This is a genomic window from Aquimarina sp. 2-A2 (genome assembly GCF_045505135.1).
GTDB classification, from domain to species: domain Bacteria; phylum Bacteroidota; class Bacteroidia; order Flavobacteriales; family Flavobacteriaceae; genus Aquimarina; species Aquimarina intermedia.
On the sequence record NZ_JBJKFI010000004.1, the window covers coordinates 1 to 17,455 of the forward strand.

The window sequence follows — 17,455 nt, forward strand, 5'->3', positions numbered from 1 at the left end:
AACACCTGAATCGCTTAGCTTTGAATCAAAATGGATTATCCAAAAATAAAAACTAACCACAACAACTAAGCATTTATACAGTCGGTACGACCGAGCAAGAATGTGGTGTTGACTAAATCGGGTCAATAAATGTTATTATGGGAGGTTGCGAAGTGTTTCTATAGATCTTAAGCATATATCTTGATTCATATCTCCCTTCTTAAATTTTTACCTTCTGCCTAGTCACTTTTGCTTGCTATTGGCTTATGTATAATAAATTATGTAGTTTAGACCACGTTAAACCCGCTACCTACCCTGCTTAGTTACCTAAGGATAGTGAATAGTAAAAGAACTGTATAGTTACTTTATGTGATTATATATCATTGTTTGCAAACATTTAGAAAATGATCGAACAAGAAATGGACTATCAAACATACAATCCACATACTGACTTAAAATCACTTATCAGTTGCTATTGGACTTTGAAAGTACCAATGCAAACCGAACCACAAAAACAACGAATTGTACCAGATGGCTGTATTGAAGTGGCGTTTATTCTTGGAGACGACATAAGGAGGTACACTTCAGATAATGAATTTATACTACAACCTCGTGCAATGGTGCTCGGACAAACAATTGAACCTTTTTTCATTGAACCAACAGGGTTTGTGAATACATTTGCTGTCCGATTTTATCCTTATGGATTTGCAAACTTTGTTTCTGAACCAATCAAAAACTTGGTAAATAAAGAAACGCCAATACAACAACTTTTTGGAATGCAGACCGCAGATGATTTAGAACAAAAAATGATCAAAGCGGTAAACACCGAACAACGGATAAGGATTATCGAAAAATTTCTTTTAGACAGACTTAATGACGAAAAAACTATTAATTCAATTGTAAAAGACACTGTTGACTCCCTTTTATCTACCAATGGTAGTGCTTCAATAGCTTCAATTTTTAAAGATAAACCTTCAAAACGGAGACAACTTGAAAGAAACTTCAGAAAGCAAATTGGTGTTAGCCCTAAACAATTGGGAAAGGTAATTCGACTCCAAACCGCTTTAAAAATGTTGCTTGACCCAAAGTCAGAAAACTTAACAGATATTGCTTATAAAAGTGACTACTTTGACCAAGCACACTTCATAAAGGATTTTAGAGAATTTACAGGAATAAATCCTAAAGAGTTTATCGCTAACGAAGGCTTGGCCCTTTCTGCTCTTTTTTACAAATAACTCATAGTGTCGCATTTTTACAATTTCAAGCAACTTTCTACTGCTAAATTTGTTCTGTAAACAACACGTCAAAAAATGAAAGATATTATACCTATTACAATTATTGCCTTGACCTTGGGCATTGTATCCTGTAAAAATAAAGAGACTTCTGCTTCCCAACCAAACCCAACCAAAGAGACAAAAATCAAAAATGATACGAATATGAACAGTTTTATATCAATAGTTGAGATTCCGGCAACGGACATTTCACGAGCCATTAATTTTTATAAAGAAATTTTAGGTATAGAAATTGAAAAATTGAGTTTCCCAGAAATGGAAATGGGCTTATTCCCATACCAAGACCAAATGGTAACAGGAGTTATTATGAAAGGAGAAGGTTACGAACCTTCTGCCAGCGGAGTTACCATTTATCTCAATGGCGGAGATAACCTGCAAACTATTCTTGATAAAGTAGAAAAGAATGGTGGAAAAATCATTATTCCAAAATCACCTCATGCAGATGAGATTGGATTTTTTGCTATTTTCCACGATTCAGAGGGAAATAAAATCGGACTTCATTCGCCAAATTGAAAAAAGAGCAAACACACAACAATGTGTCTAAAGTCAGAGCAAATAGGTGCTGAGTTGAAAGGTCATTTTCTTTTTGTAAAGGCGTCAGATTTTAATAAATTAAACAAGATATATAAATATGCTGATAGATTTATTGATTCAAGTGTGTTCACCCTTGTTACAATTTATACATTTGGTGTTGTGGTTACTATCTGAAAACGTAAAACTAAATGAATAAAACAATATTTGAGATTAGTAAAATGGATTGTCCTTCAGAGGAAAATCTTATCCGAATGAAATTGGACGGAATTTCAAGTATTGCGAATTTGGACTTTGATATTCCAAACCGAAAACTAACTGTTTTTCACAGGGGAGAATCTGACCAAATCGAAAAGTCAGTTATCGAACTGAAATTAGGTGGAAAGAAAATCTCGACTGAGCAGACTGACACAACCGAATTTAAAGAAAGTACAAACCAAAAAAAGCTACTCTGGTCTGTTCTCGCTATCAATTTTGCCTTTTTCCTAATTGAAATGACAACAGGAATAATCTCAAAATCAATGGGACTTGTTGCGGATAGTTTGGATATGCTTGCTGACAGTTTTGTTTATGGAATTAGTTTGTTTGCTGTTGGCGGAACTTTAATTAAGAAGAAGCGGATTGCTAAACTTGCCGGATATTTTCAAATAACATTAGCGGTTATCGGATTTGGGGAAGTTTTAAGGAGATTTTTTGGAGATGAGAAACTCCCCGATTTTTCAACCATGATTATTGTGTCGATTTTTGCACTTATCGCAAATGGAATTTGTCTATATATTTTACAAAAGTCGAAGAGCAAAGAAGAAGCTCACATGAAAGCAAGCGTGATCTTCACTTCGAATGACGTGATTATTAATTTAGGAGTAATAATCGCAGGAATTTTGGTAAATTGGTTGCACTCGAATAAACCTGATTTAATCATCGGAACAATCGTTTTTGTGTTGGTAGTTCAAGGAGCGTTCAGGATTTTAAAATTAAGTAAATAAAAAAGCAAATAATTGAAACAAAAATATATAGCTCTATTCTTTCTCTCCTTTTTAATCTTTTATTCATGTTTGGCGCAGACTAAAAAGGATAGCATCAAATTCAAAATAGATACACTGTTAGAATCTGAAATTGAACCATCAGGACCTGGTGGTTCAATACTTTTAAAAAAAGGTAATGAGATAATGTATCTAAAAAACTACGGACTGGCTAATCTCGAAACAAAAGAAAAAATAACAGAAAATACTCCTTTTAATACAGGTTCTATTTCCAAAACCTTTGTTTCTAATGGAATTCTAATTTTAAAAGAAAGAGGGTTACTCTCTTTAGAAGATAGTCTTTCAATGTATTTTAATGACTTTAGCAATAAAGAAATAGCGAATAAAGTCCAAATAAAACATTTATTGTCTCACACGTCGGGACTCCCGGATAATAGGAAAATTAAAGAAAATGTTGAATTTTATTTGACAGCAAAGGATAGTGGAAATTTCGCGTCATTAAAGTTAGCGGAAACTCTTGAATTTCAATCAGGTGAAAAATATAAATATTCTAATCCAGCATTTAATGGCTTAGCTTTAATAATAGAGAAAATTACAAAAGATAAATGGCAAAAGTTTATTATCAAAAATATTCTAGAACCATCTAATATGACACATAGTAAAATTACAGATGGTGATTATCCTCAACAAGGTGTTGCCCATGCTTACAAATTTAAAAATGGACGTTATGTAGAGGATGATTATGGAGAAGTTCCAACATTCGCAGCATCTGGAAACAGCGGAATTTGGAGTTCGGTAATTGATCTGGCAAATTATGAGCATTCGATAAAAGAAAATAAGTTTTTAAGTAAGGAGCTTTTAAATAAATCAAGAACTATTTATAGACCTAAAAATTGGAAAGACTCAATTAATCCGAGAATTGGATATAGTTGGTTCATAACACCTAAGACCAAATCTAGATATAAAATGGATATGATTTATCATACCGGAGAGGTTGGTGGGTTCAATTCATTCTATTTTTATTTTCCTAGTACAGATGTTTTGTTCGTTGGGTTATTTAATAAACCTTTGAAAAATTACGCTAAATTAATCAATGAAACTTTAGATACTTGTAATGACCTAAATTGGTTTGATGAATAATTTGATTTTAATCTCAAATTAAATCTAAAAAGTGTAAACGATGTCCCTTTAACTTGTGCAAACAGTGTCCTTTAACGAAAATTAAAAAAATGATTGAAACGCTTATTAAATACCAAAATGACTCTGAAAGAAACTTTCAGGAAAAGAAAAATTTTTTAACCATTATAAACTATGCTTTTGCCCTTATAATTTTCTTTTTTTCAACCATAGTTTCAGCATTTACTTTTCCTTTAAGATTTTTATATAAAAAAATATTTTTGAAAAAAAATGAATCTGAAATCATACATCTTAATGATAAAAATATAACCTCAGTTTTGAAAAATGAGGAATTAGTATTAATCGATTTTTGGGCTGAATGGTGTGGTCCTTGCCTAATGATGAATTCTACCTTAGAAAAATTCGCGAATGAATCAAAAAATATACAAATCGCTAAAGTCAATGCGGACCTAAATAGAAAATTGATAAATAGATTCCAAATTAAAGGTTTGCCTCAATTCATTCTATTAAAAAATGGAAAAGAAATTAAAAGATATGCTGGTGCAATGACGGTTTTTGATTTGAATAAATTTTGCTATGAAACTGACTCATAAAATACGTCCAACAACTAACCACTCCTACGCTCGTCACTGCCGAGCGTACATACGATGTTGACTCATCCGGACCAATATTTGTTTGTATGGAGATTGCTACCAGTTTCTATAGATCTTTTTCATGCATCTTGATTCTGGTCTCCTTACTTGAACTTTTACCTTCTGGCTAGTCCCTCATGCCTGATATTGGCTTATCTCAAATAAAATCTGTAGCTTAGGCTCAATTATAACCCACTTCCTACCTTACTTAGTTACGAAAGAATAGTGAATAGTGAATAGTAAAAGAACTGTATAGTTGCCGTAGGTAATTATATATTATTGTTGTGGTGCATTTGAGAAAAACATCAAGAATTTATAAATGGCAGGATTAGGCTTTATTTTTATTGTATTACCGATTTCAATAATTCTGTCACTATTGTGGTTTTATACTAAAAAAAACTTTTTCGGAGTTGCGCTTATTGGAATGTGGGGCGGAATGATATTATTGTGGATTTTGTCCGCTGTGCTTCATCCATTTTACACGAAAAAAGTACTTGAGAAATCGGATTTTCATGGGGAATACGTAATCGACCGAAATTATTTTTCTGGAAGACAAGCGGATTGGCAATACAATAATTTCCGATTTGAAATAAAAGAAAATGACTCAATATATTTTTATGTCACGGATGGAAAAATTATTAACGAAACTTATAAAGGAAAAATATCGACTCTTGCACCATATAAATCTGCAAGACTTGTAATTGAAATGGAAAAACCAACTCATCATATATTGGCAACTAATCCAACAATTTATCGTGAAGTTTGGGACTTTTTTATGGTGTTTAATTCACCAAAATTTCATAATATGTATTTCCGAAAAGGAGAATGGAAAGAAATTGAATAGAATAAAACGAAAATAAAAACGACACCACAACAACTTATACTATCCACTGCTAGTAGTTGCGTACTTACGAAAAGTCCAGCCTACCGAAAGCAATCGCACGGATTTTCTATTTGGTTTGTTTTGGCTAATTTAGTGGTAGATCAGCGTAACTAATCTTATACAACAACGTTGTATACATTGATTATTAATTGTACGATGAAAACAATTATATGGAAATTAAATCTAAAATCTAGTCCTAAAACAGTCTTTGATTTACTAAATAAGGCTGAAGGAAGATCAAAATTTTGGTCTGAAAAAGCTTCGGAGACAAACGGGTTCATACATTTTATCTTTCCAAATGGTCTAACATATAATAGTCAGATAATAAAAGTGATCCCGGATAGAGAGTTCCATTTAGACTACTTTGGTAGCTTAGTTAAGTTTCAGTTAGATCCTTCTGAAGAAGGTGGCACTAACCTTACCTTAATCAGTGAGAATGTAACTGAAAGTGACTTTTCAGAAGTTAACGCAGGGTGGGTTTCTGTACTTATGAATCTCAAAGCCGTAGTGGACTTCCAATGTGATTTGAGAAATCATGACTCGAAAAAAACATGGGATCAAGGTTATGCAGATAATTGATACTAAAGCTACATTCAATTCATTTTTTAAATCCGCTACCCTACCTCGCTATATTATCTGTGTTATTTGTGGCTATCGAGTTGAAACCATTGAAAAGGCCTTAACTCAACAGCTGCAGTATTTGAATAAGCTCTTGGATGAATTGGCCAAAGGTCGAAAAATGGAACAGATTTTACGAATTGCATCCAACTAAATAAAATAATGGGTAAAAGTTATTATCTTAATAATCAAAATTATTAAACCGATACTTATGAAAACAATGACGTGTAAACAATTAGGAGGTGCATGTGACCAAAAATTTCAAGCTGCTACCTTTGAGGAGATGGCTGCATTGAGTAAAGCACATGGTATGGCCATGTGGCAGAAAAATGATCAGGCTCATATACGTGCTATGAACGAAATGCAAAGATTAATGAAATCACCCGAAGCAATGAATCACTGGATGGAGAATAAAAGAAAAATTTTTGAAGCGCTTGAAAACGATTAATACATCTTAAGCTTTGTAACTCTTCAACTAACAACTACGTAATAATCTTTTAGTATGTATTATGATAGTTTAAATGTCTACTAGCATCAGGTAGATAAAATATCTGAGATTCTAAGTAACTCCTTGTTAATACTATGATCCTCTCGTAAGCCTTTATCAAAATCGGTCGTGGTTATAACGTTGTTTAGTAAGCCTACCATCACATTTTTTTCACCGTCCAATAGCAATTCAACTGCACGAACGCACAAGCGACTTGCCAAGGTTCGGTCAAAGCAAGAAGGAGAACCTCCACGTTGCATATGTCCCAACACGGTTACACGAACGTCATAATTGGGTAAGTTTTCGGTAACATAATCTGCTAACTCATAAACGTTTTTTCCTATCCTATCGCCTTCACTTACTACTACAATACTGGATGATTTTCCCGAACGTCGGCTTCGTTTTAAGGATTCCAGCAAGCGCTCTAACCCTAAATCTTCTTCTGGGATTAGAATTTCTTCGGCACCCGCTCCTACTCCGCTGTTTAAGGCTATAAATCCTGCGTCGCGTCCCATGACTTCCACAAAGAATAGCCGATCATGAGAACTGGCAGTATCTCTGATTTTATCAATAGCTTCAACCACTGTATTAAGCGCAGTATCATAACCAATTGTAAAGTTTGTACCTGCAATATCATTATCAATAGTACCCGGAACTCCAATAATCGGAATATTATATTCTTCATTAAAGATCTTCCCGCCTTTGAATGTACCATCTCCTCCAATTAAGACCATTGCATCTACCCCAATTTCCTTAAGGTTTTCTGCAGCTTTTTGGCGACCTTCTTTGGTCCTAAAAGCTTCTGATCGGGCCGATTTCAGAATGGTTCCACCTCGGCTTATGATGTTACGTACAGAACGCGCGGTCATCACCGTATAATCTCCTTCGATCATTCCTTGATACCCTCGATAAAAACCAATACACCGCACATCATAATACGCACAAGCTCTCGCTACAGCACGAATAGCTGCGTTCATTCCCGGAGAGTCGCCTCCGGATGTCATTACGCCAATGGTTTTAATCGGTTTTGCCATAAATTGCTAATCTTTTAGTTGGTAGTTTTTTTAGTAGTAAAATTAATATACTTCGGACGTTTTTCAACGGCTACGCTATCTTTTTTTACTAAAGATTCTTTTTCTTCCCGGGTAGCAAAAATCTTCTTCCACAATTCATTAAAGTTATCAAAATCTACCGAATAAGAAAGTCCCACCCCTTGTGTGTAACCGTTATTTTCTCCAATATATTGAATATCGTTTTCACGATTAAAAATTTTGCCTCGCAGGGTCCCTTGTTCATTAAACAAATACTCAACTTCTACGTTACCTACAACCACCGATTCACTCACGCCGCCTACGGGAACACCCACCTGTCCGTTAATCAAAATACGGTTGTTTATCCTGGTGGATAGGGTAACTCCAAATTGATCTGAGGTTTCTTCGTCCAAGACACGGTCTCCCTGAGTATAATTAAGACCAACCTGAAACTTATCATCTTCACCGGAAAAAATTCCATTAACTAAACTGGAAGCACGTTCAACCAAATTTCCGGTTATTGCATTCTGTCCCAACGTAAAGTCATTATAAAACTGTCCTTGTGTAACTAAGGATAAGGCTTGTAATTCTCTTGCCGACTCACTCTCCAAACGATACTCTAATTCGCTTTTGACAATAGAATTTAAGAACGGGAATTCAATATTAAAATCCAGATCCGGTTGTACCAGTTCCCCTTTCAGATCCACCACTACTTCTACCGGAATCTTTTTATTAAAGGTTGCATTTTCTAACAAAACTGCCGGATTAGCTTCTGTTCTGTAGACAGCACTTAGGTTTAACACTGCCCGTGTCGGGCTGCCATCCCAGTTAATACTTCCCCCGGATCGTACATTAAATACCTTCTCTACAAAAGCTCCGTATCTAAAGTTGTACACCCCTTCATAGGCATAAAAATCCCCCCACATGTTGAATTTTCCATTGGTATTGATTTCTATCAAAAGGGTTCCGGCACCTCTTCCTTTTAACGAACTGCCTGTATTTTTATCGATTACGATTTCAACTTCTGCATTACGATTAACATCGAGATCAAAGTTCAGTTCGAGCCCCTTTACCTCTTCTATAATAATCTCTTCTCCTGCCAATCTTGCTTTTTTCTCTTCCGGACTTAAAAAATGGATATAACTACTCTCTCCCAGAGATTCTGATTCGTTCAACGGAATTTTGAAAACTGTTCCCTTCTCGGTAGTTGCATTAACATCAATTACCAATTCGTCACTGGGACCGTGAATTTTTGCGTCTCCACTGATAAAAGCGGTCCCATAATACAATGAAAATTCATCCTCTTCGGTATCGAGCACTAATAGTCGATCTGCGTCCAGTTCTAATCCCAAATACCATTTTGAAAATCTCTTATGACGAATAAAACCACCCAGCGTACCTTTAGAATTATATTTGGTATCGGTTATAGCGATATCTTCAAAAATAAAGTTTTGCTTATTGAGCGAAATACGTGCATTATCCTCCAGCGCCAGATCTACGTTTAAATACGGAATGCGCAATCCGGCATTATTTAACACCAAATTTCCATTGATATTAGGATTCACGTAATCTCCTGTTACCGATGCACCGCCCGAAGCTGTACCTCTTAAATCATCCAGTACAATTCCGCCCAAGGCACTAAAGCCAGACATATCAAGACCATTAAGTCCAATGTCCAAATTGATATTAGAGCTATCTTCACCAACATCAATCCCCCCAATAGCTGAAAACGTTTTCACACCCGTACTATCAGTCAACTTGGTATTGATACTATATTGGGTCAAAGATTCATTACCTGCAACATTGAGTTTAAGTTCACCTAACTTGGAAGCGTTTATCTGAAAATCATCAATACTTATGGTTGAACTTGGGAAATAAACCCCTTCTTCCTGAAAGATTCTTAAATTTCCATCAACCACGCCCTTGAACCTCAAGCTGTCAAGACTTGGTGTTATTTTATATAGATCTACATCACTGAATACAGCTTTGATATCTTTGAAATCGCTTCCTTTTGTAACACCACTTACCTCAATTTTCTCATTTTTGTGAGTAAGGGAAATAGGTCGAATCCGCACGGTTTCAAATCGATTATCAAAGATGATCTTATTATCAGATTTACTTTTGTTGTGATTGGCGTACCAAGTATACCCTTTAAAAGTAAAGTCCGACTTTCTAAGTCCGATTACTGATTTATTGTCCTCATTAATCGTGTGATAAAACTCTAAATTAAAAGTGTCCTCGTTATTGGTACCACCCTTAAATTCTGAACGCATAAACAATGTATCCTTAAGAGTCACGTTAATTAAACTAAACTCTGAAGCATCATAAAAATTAGAGTCAATACTATCAATGGCTACATAGGTGTTGAAAATCGGATTCTTATTATCTACCTGTATATCTACTTTTTCAAAAAGATTATCAAATGCCTTGATCGAGGGTGATTTAAACGTCAGTTTAAACTCTGAGTCGTTGCTTTCTACCCGCCCTTTGATAAACGTATTAGGTGCAAACTGAATTTCGGGTAGAAAAACATCCACAATTTTATTGTAGATATTAAAGTTGAATTCCATAAACTCATCATCGGTAATGGCTACAGGTTCAAAATTGGTATATAAGCTGGCAATGGAGTTTCTGAATAAATCATATACATTCTCAAACCTGAACTTACCACGTACACTCCCCTGAATGATATCCGGACTGTTTATGCTGATCGTACGTACATTATCGGTGTCAAAACTGGATACTACTTCAAAATCTTCAAAATAATAATCAGATTTTTGATTTTTGTATAAGGTTTCCTGAAAGCTGATGGTTCCAACCACATCATTAATACCCGAACCTTTCATATCCATGATAACATCTCCCTTAAAGATGGATAAGCTATCACGAGTAAATAAATTAAGTGTATTGAGATCTATATACTCAACATTGGCAACAAAATCGTAGTTGTTTATGGTTTTATCCATATCTACAACTCCGTTAAAAATCAACTGAATATTTGGATCATCAATGACTAAACGTCCATCAAAGACAGGATCCTTTAATCCACCTACTACCGAGATGTTATTATATGTATAGCCATTAAATTCTAAAGCGCTTATATCTCCTTCAATTTTGGTATCCAGATTCGCCAAAGTAAATCCGTTCCCATCCACATCAATATTAAATGCCGCTTTGCCCAACGATTCTTTTCCTAATAACTGTCCGAGATTAAAACTTTCGGAAATGATATTTCCATTATACGTTGCGTTTTTGGCATTTTCCAGCTCTCCTAACAATACAAAAGCATAGATTTTACCTAACTGCGAGTAAAAATCCATGTCCAAATCCACTGCATTAGGGGTAACCATGATGTTTCCCGTTCCACGAATACTACCAAACTGATAGAGTTGTTTGGGTAACGAAGAGCCTAGAATGTTTGGCAAGAGGTTGACTAAATCGTAATAATTGGTCGTCAGGTTATCAAACTTACCATTGAGTTTAAAGTTCTTGGGGTCCGAGACCGCATTTTGTATATGCAAATCTCCGCGAATAATGGTTCGGTCGAGTCCAAGAATATTCGCATCAATTAATTTAAAATCATTTAATGTCCCCCGTAAAACGGTATTGTCAAATGTGATAGTATGGTCTTTCCCAAATTCCTTATAAAAAGGAATAAGATCGTTTGTAGACATATCAGCTTCGGTAAAAGCAGCTGTGATATCTACTTTATTTTCAAAATCGGAAAAATTCTCTTTAGTATAGGATAACGCAATCTCTCCCATTATTTTAGAATCCTGAGTTTCCAGATTAAAATCTCTGAATAACATCTGCGTTTCCGTCAATGAGAACTTTGTTTGCAGATTACTTACATCCAAGCCTCTGGCTTCTTTTAAAGATAAGGTATTTGTGGTGATATAAAAATCCGGTCCGTCTACCTTCAGATCCTCTGCATCGATAAAGATATTTGTAAAATCCAGTACTTCGGGATTAGATATATTTTCATTCACATAACTAAACGCTCCGTTTTCAACAGTAACATCTTCTGCCGTCAGAACAAAACTCGAACGTTCCCGTTTCTTTTCGGTATTAAATTTTCTTACAAAAATCATGAGATTATCACTGGACTCACCCTCGTAGATTTTCATATTAAAATCCAGACTGTCAATTGCTACAGCTCCCAATTCAGGCTGCCCCTTTGTAATTTCCTTTAGATTGAGAATAGAGCCTTCAATAGCTTTAGCATAGATAAGTGTATCCTTGTGATGATCTTTTATAAAAACTTCCTGCAAATCAAGGTTACCTGAATAGGTCAAACCAATTCTGCCAATACTTAGATCGACATCGTATGTTTCATTGAGATAATTCGTGAGTTTTTTACCAAAGAAAGTTTGTATTCCGGGAATCGAAAACAGAATCACCAGAATAGCAAAAATGGCAATTAGAACGGTAAGCGTTCTAATCAATATCTTCCCGAATTTTTTGATACGTATTATTGTTTTAACTTTGCTGACAATATTAACAATTTCTATGCCCTTTTCCTCATAATGAGTTCACAAAATATATACATCCTGGCAATTGAGTCATCTTGTGATGATACCTCTGCGGCTGTACTATGCAACGATAAAGTATTGTCAAATGTTGTGGCAACACAAAAAATTCATGAACAATATGGTGGTGTAGTTCCAGAACTTGCATCACGTGCGCACCAGCAACACATTGTACCTGTGATAGATCAGGCAATTAAGCAAGCAGGAATTACCAAAAAAGATCTGCATGCTATTGCGTTTACTAAAGGTCCGGGTCTTATGGGTTCCTTATTGGTGGGAACCTCTTTTGCCAAGTCCCTGGCGCTCGCTTTAAATATTCCGTTAATCGCGGTCAACCACATGCAAGCCCATATTTTAGCTCATTTTATCAAAGAAGACGGGTATAAAACACCACAATTTCCGTTTTTGGCGATGACCATCAGTGGCGGACATACACAAATTATAGAAGTCCGGGATTATTTTGATATGAAAGTAATCGGCGAAACGATTGATGATGCCGTGGGCGAAGCTTTTGATAAAAGTGCCAAGATTCTCGGTTTTCCCTATCCGGGAGGTCCTTTAATTGATAAGTATGCTAAACTCGGAAATCCAAAGGCATTTCCCTTTACCAAACCTAAGGTTGACGAACTCAATTTTAGTTTTAGCGGACTTAAAACAGGGGTTCTCTATTTTATTCAAAAGAAAGTAAAAGAAGATCCAGATTTTATTACAACCAATCGTGATGATATCTGTGCTTCCATTCAATATACTATTGTTAACATCCTGACTGATAAGCTGAAAAAAGCAGTCAAGCAGACGGGCATTACTCAAATTGCTATTGGGGGTGGCGTATCTGCCAACTCCGGTATTCGAGAAGCTTTACAAAAAGCCGAACAACATTGGGGATGGACTACATTCGTGCCAAAATTTGAATATACCACCGATAATGCAGCGATGATTGGTATTGTAGGGTATTTAAAATATCTCAACAAGGATTTTACCGATATGAGTGTGGTTGCCAAAGCCCGAATGAAATTTTAAAACAATCCTGAGACCATGCAATTATTTTACAGCACAGATCTTACAGAACAGGCTTCGACCTATTCATTTTCGAAGGAAGAAAGTAAACATATACATAAAGTCCTCCGTAAATCTGAAGGGGATCGTTTGCATGTTACAAACGGTAAAGGCTTGTTATGCAAAGGAAGCATCACATTTGCCAATGCGCAACGTTGTGATATCTTAATTGAGGAAACCCACCTCACTCCGCCCAAACCTTACCGGTTGCACATGGTGGTGGCTCCTGTAAAAATGAATGATCGCTTTGAATGGTTTCTGGAGAAAGCTACAGAGATTGGCGTTGACGAAATTACGCCGATTCTTTGTGATCATAGCGAACGTAAAGTTATTAAACCTGAGCGCTATGAAAAAATTCTGCAAAGCGCTATGAAACAATCACAGCAAACCTTTCTTCCTAAATTAAATAAGTTGATTCCGTTTTCTGAGTTTCTTAAGCAAGAGCAAAAAGGTATCTTATGTCTTGCACATTGTGAAGATGGTCAAAAGCAAAACTTAAAAACCTTAGTTGATCCTGAACAGGAGGTTACCATACTGATCGGACCCGAAGGTGACTTTTCGCCTGACGAAATCCAAAAGGCACTGGATCATAAATTTCAACCGATAACACTTGGAGCAACACGCTTGCGAACAGAAACGGCCGCTATAGCAGCTGTTCACAGTGTTGCGTTTATTAATTCGTAAGGAATTAAACATGTAGTTTTAAAAATTTTTCATGGAATTCAGACATATTTTTATCTGTATCATTTATAAAATATCGCTTCGTTAATAGTATCTAAACGTTAGCTTCCCTGATTAAATTTTTAGTACTTTTAACATCTAATTAGAGTTTGTAAGTGTATGAAAATTCTTTGTAGTCTCTTATTCATAGTTAGCATCGCCATACAGGCACAGGAAATTGCAGTACTACATTATAAAGGGGGTGGGGATTGGTACAGTAACCCTACTGCACTCCCCAACTTAATTACCTTTTGCAACAACACTATCGGTACAGTCATTGACACAAAACCTGAGGTGGTAACACCGGATAGCTCTGATCTTTATAATTATCCTTATATACACATGACTGGCCATGGCAATGTCTATTTTAGTGAATCGGAAGCTCAAAATCTACGTGCGTACCTTATGAGTGGTGGTTTTTTACATATTGATGATAATTATGGTATGGAACCGTTTATAAGAAAAGAACTGATAAAGGTATTTCCTGATAAAGAATTAGTAAACTTGTCTCCCTCACATCCTATCTTTTCGACTGCTTTTCCGTTTAAAGACGGATTGCCTAAAATTCATGAACATGACGGTAGAGCTCCGCAAGCGTTGGCAATTATGGAGAATAACCGTGTTGTTTTACTATTTACTTTTGAAAGTGATCTTGGTGACGGATGGGAAAGTCCTGAAGTACATAATGACCCGGAAGACGTTCGCCTAAAAGCCTTGCAAATGGGAGCGAATATTATTAAATACGCATTTAACTACTAATGGCCCAACAATTACATCATACCTCTGATGCTTTTCAGAAAAGAGCGCATCCTATCGTTTTAATCTGTGATCATATAGGTTCTCCCGCTAATATTGGGAGTCTTTTTAGAATTGCTGACAGTTTTGGTGTCTCTCATATTTATTTTATTGGAGAACATATCGCTATAGAGAGTAAACGTATGGAACGTACCGCCAGAGCAACACATAAAATAGTTTCGTATGATGTGCTTCCTGATGCTACCTCCCTGGTATCTGAATTGAAGGATAAAGGATATGCAGTAGTAGCGTTAGAGATTACCGATACCAGTACACCAATCCATAACTATAAAATAAATCAGGATCAACCCATTGCGTTGATTCTGGGAGAAGAAAATACGGGCGTATCTCAACAGTTATTAGCGCAGGCTGATACGTCGGTGCATATTAATATGTATGGCAATAATAGTAGCATGAATGTAGCAATGGCTACAGGCATCGCTTTATATGAATTAACAACACAACTTAACCATGTCTAGCTCACCAAACCGTATTCATTCGAAAGCCATTACCCTTGGGATACTCAAAGCTGTAGGGGTACTTGTAGCAGTTGCTGCCGTACTTTGGTTTTTATACAAAATTCAGTCTGTATTGGTGTATATAGCTTTTGCAGCAGTCATCTCCCTTATGGGTCGACCATTAGTAGTCTTTTTTAAACGTCGATTGCATTTTAGAAATACCATTGCAGTCATCTGTACCCTGTTTATAATTACCATTCTCTTTCTAAGTATATTCACGCTGTTTATTCCAATAGTGATCGAACAGGCTCAATTGATAGGTGAAATAAATATTGAAAATGTAGGTGATGACCTGGATCAGCTTAACAATCAAATTAGTGAATTCTTCGGGATTAATCGTCTTAGTTTTGTCGAATTAGTAAAGCGATCAGACCTGGTTAACTTTATAAACTTCAGGTCAATACCAGATATGGTCAACTCTTTTCTTAACATCTTTGGTTCTGTGATGTTGGGCATCTTTTCTATCCTCTTTATCTCTTTCTTTTTCCTAAAAGACAGTCAGATTCTGGAAGGTAGTTTGCTTGCCTTTGCACAACCGGGTGACGAGGGAAAATTTAGAACCGCCTTTAACAAGATTAAAGACCTGTTATCAAGATATTTTGTTGGCCTTCTCTTACAGATCACCATCATATTTGTACTTTATACCATCTTACTTTTAGTCTTTGGTATCAACAATGCCATCGCCATAGCATTAATTGCGGCTATCTTTAATATTATTCCCTATATCGGACCCTTAGTCGGCGGAGTGTTTATTATTGTACTGGCAACAACCAGTAATTTGGGAATGGATTTTTCTACAGTAATCTTCCCAAAACTTGTCTATATCGTCATTGGCTATATGATCGTTCAATTGGTGGATAATTTCTTTAATCAACCTATAATTTTCGGAAACAGTGTAAAGTCGCATCCATTAGAGATCTTTTTGGTCATTATTATCGGTGGTTTACTTTTTGGAATTGGAGGCATGATCGTAGCGATACCTGCTTATACTTCGTTAAAAGTAATTGCAAAAGAATTTTGGTCAGAATATAAGATCGTTGCTAAACTCACAAAAGATTTGTAAGTGAATACCAAGCTATTGCTCCCAGAAGTACAGGATTTTATTTTTAAAACCTCTAACGAGTCCGTAGATCTTACCAAACTGATCTTGGCAGGAAGTCCGTTTGAAGGTATTACCATACAAGAACTGGCGCAACAAATTGCGGGTCGACAAAAAGCTTTACAAAAACTAAACTCCTGGGCCTCGTGTCGCGATATTATTTATCCGCCTACCCTTAATCTGGAACAAACATCGTCTGATACCACTGCAACTTATAAAAGTGCATTGGTAAGTGGAGACTCATTGATCGATCTTACGGGAGGTTGGGGTGTTGACGCGTTTGCTTTTAGCCAACAAATACATCAGGTGCTTCATTGTGAGCTTAATCCAACGCTCAGTGAACTTGCCACTCACAATTTTGAGATTCGTAAGGCAAACAATATTGAAACAAAATGCGGAGATGGATTAGCGGTGCTTAAAACAAGCGAAAAGCTCGATTGGATCTACGTAGATCCCTCACGACGATCAGATACAAAGGGAAAAGTTTTCTTTTTACAAGATTGTCTGCCGGATGTTACTGTGCATCAGGAGCTTTTTTTTGAAAAAGCAGATAATATCCTTATTAAAACCTCTCCGCTACTAGATCTGCAACACGGTATCGAAACTTTAAAGCATGTAGTTAAGATTCACGTCGTGGCTGTAAACAATGAGGTAAAAGAATTACTTTGGGTACTAAAGAAGGATCACACAGGGTCTGTCAAAATCACGACTGCTAACATCCATAAACAAGGAACTGATATATTCACGTTCAAATACGGGAGCCGTACCTTACAGCAAGTATCGTATGGATTACCTTCAGACTATTTGTATGAACCAAATGCCGCAATTTTAAAAAGTGGTGGTTTTGCTAACGTAGGAGAAACATATGAGCTTGATAAATTGCATTCCAATAGTCATCTGTATACATCCCACACCCGCGTTACCTTCCCCGGAAGGCTTTTTAAAATCATAGAGGTCATACCGTTTTCAAAAAAAGAAGTAAAGCGACTGGGCATCACCAAGGCTAATATAACGATCCGTAATTTTCCTGATACCGTTGCTACTCTGCGTAAACGGCTTAAGATAAAGGACGGCGGAGAGGATTATTTGTTTTTTACCACAGATCTTAATGAGAGAAAAATTGTAATCCATGCAAAAAAAAATAGCGACGCGATCTAAGACCACG

At 36.1% G+C, this 17,455-nt stretch carries 17 protein-coding genes; 15 read left to right on the plus strand and 2 right to left on the minus strand.

Annotated features, from left to right (window positions below):
* Positions 1-383 precede the first annotated feature (383 nt).
* The 9 genes from ACJRPK_RS10625 (at position 384) to ACJRPK_RS10665 (ending at position 6,503) form a co-directional block, all read left to right on the plus strand.
* Entirely contained in the window at positions 384-1,214 is an 831-nt protein-coding gene (locus tag ACJRPK_RS10625) for a DUF6597 domain-containing transcriptional factor (RefSeq protein WP_407139884.1), read from the plus strand.
* Between the two features lie 75 nt (positions 1,215-1,289).
* Positions 1,290-1,784 (plus strand): VOC family protein, encoded by a 495-nt coding sequence (locus tag ACJRPK_RS10630; protein WP_407139885.1) that lies wholly within the window; start codon positions 1,290-1,292, stop codon positions 1,782-1,784.
* 209 nt (positions 1,785-1,993) lie between these two features.
* A complete protein-coding gene (locus ACJRPK_RS10635) occupies positions 1,994-2,788 on the plus strand; it encodes a cation transporter (RefSeq protein ID WP_407139886.1) in 795 nt (264 codons plus the stop codon).
* Positions 2,789-2,800: 12 nt separating this feature from the next.
* Positions 2,801-3,925, plus strand: coding sequence for a serine hydrolase domain-containing protein (locus ACJRPK_RS10640; protein WP_407139887.1), 1,125 nt, complete (start codon positions 2,801-2,803; stop codon positions 3,923-3,925).
* 89 nt (positions 3,926-4,014) lie between these two features.
* Positions 4,015-4,515, plus strand: coding sequence for a thioredoxin family protein (locus ACJRPK_RS10645; RefSeq protein WP_407139888.1), 501 nt, complete (start codon positions 4,015-4,017; stop codon positions 4,513-4,515).
* Between the two features lie 358 nt (positions 4,516-4,873).
* On the plus strand, positions 4,874-5,398 hold the full coding sequence (locus tag ACJRPK_RS10650) for a hypothetical protein (protein WP_407139889.1): 525 nt from the start codon (positions 4,874-4,876) through the stop codon (positions 5,396-5,398).
* A 195-nt stretch (positions 5,399-5,593) separates the two neighbouring features.
* Positions 5,594-6,016: an SRPBCC domain-containing protein gene (locus tag ACJRPK_RS10655; RefSeq protein ID WP_407139890.1), complete on the plus strand. Its 423-nt coding sequence runs from the start codon at positions 5,594-5,596 to the stop codon at positions 6,014-6,016.
* The gene (locus tag ACJRPK_RS10660) at positions 6,003-6,209 is read left to right on the plus strand and encodes a DUF2200 family protein (RefSeq protein ID WP_407139891.1); all 207 of its coding nucleotides are present in this window, start codon (positions 6,003-6,005) and stop codon (positions 6,207-6,209) included. Before ACJRPK_RS10655 ends, ACJRPK_RS10660 begins: the two co-directional genes overlap by 14 nt.
* 57 nt (positions 6,210-6,266) lie before the next feature.
* Positions 6,267-6,503, plus strand: coding sequence for a DUF1059 domain-containing protein (locus tag ACJRPK_RS10665; protein ID WP_407139892.1), 237 nt, complete (start codon positions 6,267-6,269; stop codon positions 6,501-6,503).
* Positions 6,504-6,589: 86 nt separating this feature from the next.
* On the opposite strand, the gene pfkA is transcribed toward ACJRPK_RS10665, so the two are convergent.
* Both pfkA and ACJRPK_RS10675 read right to left on the minus strand, forming a co-directional pair.
* Positions 6,590-7,576, minus strand: a complete 987-nt coding sequence (pfkA, locus tag ACJRPK_RS10670) for a 6-phosphofructokinase (protein WP_407139893.1) — start codon at positions 7,574-7,576, stop codon at positions 6,590-6,592.
* Between the two features lie 14 nt (positions 7,577-7,590).
* Positions 7,591-12,018, minus strand: coding sequence for a translocation/assembly module TamB domain-containing protein (locus ACJRPK_RS10675; protein ID WP_407139894.1), 4,428 nt, complete (start codon positions 12,016-12,018; stop codon positions 7,591-7,593).
* 81 nt (positions 12,019-12,099) lie between these two features.
* Between ACJRPK_RS10675 and tsaD the strand changes: the two genes are divergently transcribed.
* The 6 genes from tsaD to ACJRPK_RS10705 all read left to right on the plus strand — a co-directional run bounded on the left by tsaD (position 12,100) and on the right by ACJRPK_RS10705 (position 17,448).
* On the plus strand, positions 12,100-13,122 hold the full coding sequence (gene tsaD / locus ACJRPK_RS10680) for a tRNA (adenosine(37)-N6)-threonylcarbamoyltransferase complex transferase subunit TsaD (protein ID WP_407139895.1): 1,023 nt from the start codon (positions 12,100-12,102) through the stop codon (positions 13,120-13,122).
* 15 nt (positions 13,123-13,137) lie between these two features.
* Positions 13,138-13,842 (plus strand): 16S rRNA (uracil(1498)-N(3))-methyltransferase, encoded by a 705-nt coding sequence (locus ACJRPK_RS10685; protein ID WP_407139896.1) that lies wholly within the window; start codon positions 13,138-13,140, stop codon positions 13,840-13,842.
* Between the two features lie 156 nt (positions 13,843-13,998).
* Positions 13,999-14,637 (plus strand): DUF4159 domain-containing protein, encoded by a 639-nt coding sequence (locus tag ACJRPK_RS10690; protein WP_407139897.1) that lies wholly within the window; start codon positions 13,999-14,001, stop codon positions 14,635-14,637.
* Positions 14,637-15,152, plus strand: coding sequence for a TrmH family RNA methyltransferase (locus ACJRPK_RS10695; protein ID WP_407139898.1), 516 nt, complete (start codon positions 14,637-14,639; stop codon positions 15,150-15,152). The genes ACJRPK_RS10690 and ACJRPK_RS10695 overlap by 1 nt, the downstream gene beginning before the upstream one ends.
* Entirely contained in the window at positions 15,145-16,254 is a 1,110-nt protein-coding gene (locus tag ACJRPK_RS10700) for an AI-2E family transporter (RefSeq protein ID WP_407139899.1), read from the plus strand. Before ACJRPK_RS10695 ends, ACJRPK_RS10700 begins: the two co-directional genes overlap by 8 nt.
* A complete protein-coding gene (locus ACJRPK_RS10705) occupies positions 16,255-17,448 on the plus strand; it encodes a THUMP-like domain-containing protein (RefSeq protein ID WP_407139900.1) in 1,194 nt (397 codons plus the stop codon). It abuts the gene before it with no gap.
* Positions 17,449-17,455 lie beyond the last annotated feature (7 nt).

Coding starts and splice junctions, on each gene's coding strand:
- ACJRPK_RS10690 (WP_407139897.1), top strand. CDS start 13,999: ATGAAAATTCTTTGTAGTCTCTTATTCATAGTTAGCATCGCCATACAG.
- ACJRPK_RS10700 (WP_407139899.1), top strand. CDS start 15,145: ATGTCTAGCTCACCAAACCGTATTCATTCGAAAGCCATTACCCTTGGG.
- ACJRPK_RS10685 (WP_407139896.1), top strand. CDS start 13,138: ATGCAATTATTTTACAGCACAGATCTTACAGAACAGGCTTCGACCTAT.
- ACJRPK_RS10635 (WP_407139886.1), top strand. CDS start 1,994: ATGAATAAAACAATATTTGAGATTAGTAAAATGGATTGTCCTTCAGAG.
- pfkA (WP_407139893.1), bottom strand. CDS start 7,576: ATGGCAAAACCGATTAAAACCATTGGCGTAATGACATCCGGAGGCGAC.
- ACJRPK_RS10660 (WP_407139891.1), top strand. CDS start 6,003: ATGCAGATAATTGATACTAAAGCTACATTCAATTCATTTTTTAAATCC.
- ACJRPK_RS10630 (WP_407139885.1), top strand. CDS start 1,290: ATGAAAGATATTATACCTATTACAATTATTGCCTTGACCTTGGGCATT.
- ACJRPK_RS10625 (WP_407139884.1), top strand. CDS start 384: ATGATCGAACAAGAAATGGACTATCAAACATACAATCCACATACTGAC.
- ACJRPK_RS10655 (WP_407139890.1), top strand. CDS start 5,594: ATGAAAACAATTATATGGAAATTAAATCTAAAATCTAGTCCTAAAACA.
- ACJRPK_RS10695 (WP_407139898.1), top strand. CDS start 14,637: ATGGCCCAACAATTACATCATACCTCTGATGCTTTTCAGAAAAGAGCG.
- ACJRPK_RS10645 (WP_407139888.1), top strand. CDS start 4,015: ATGATTGAAACGCTTATTAAATACCAAAATGACTCTGAAAGAAACTTT.
- tsaD (WP_407139895.1), top strand. CDS start 12,100: ATGAGTTCACAAAATATATACATCCTGGCAATTGAGTCATCTTGTGAT.
- ACJRPK_RS10665 (WP_407139892.1), top strand. CDS start 6,267: ATGAAAACAATGACGTGTAAACAATTAGGAGGTGCATGTGACCAAAAA.
- ACJRPK_RS10650 (WP_407139889.1), top strand. CDS start 4,874: ATGGCAGGATTAGGCTTTATTTTTATTGTATTACCGATTTCAATAATT.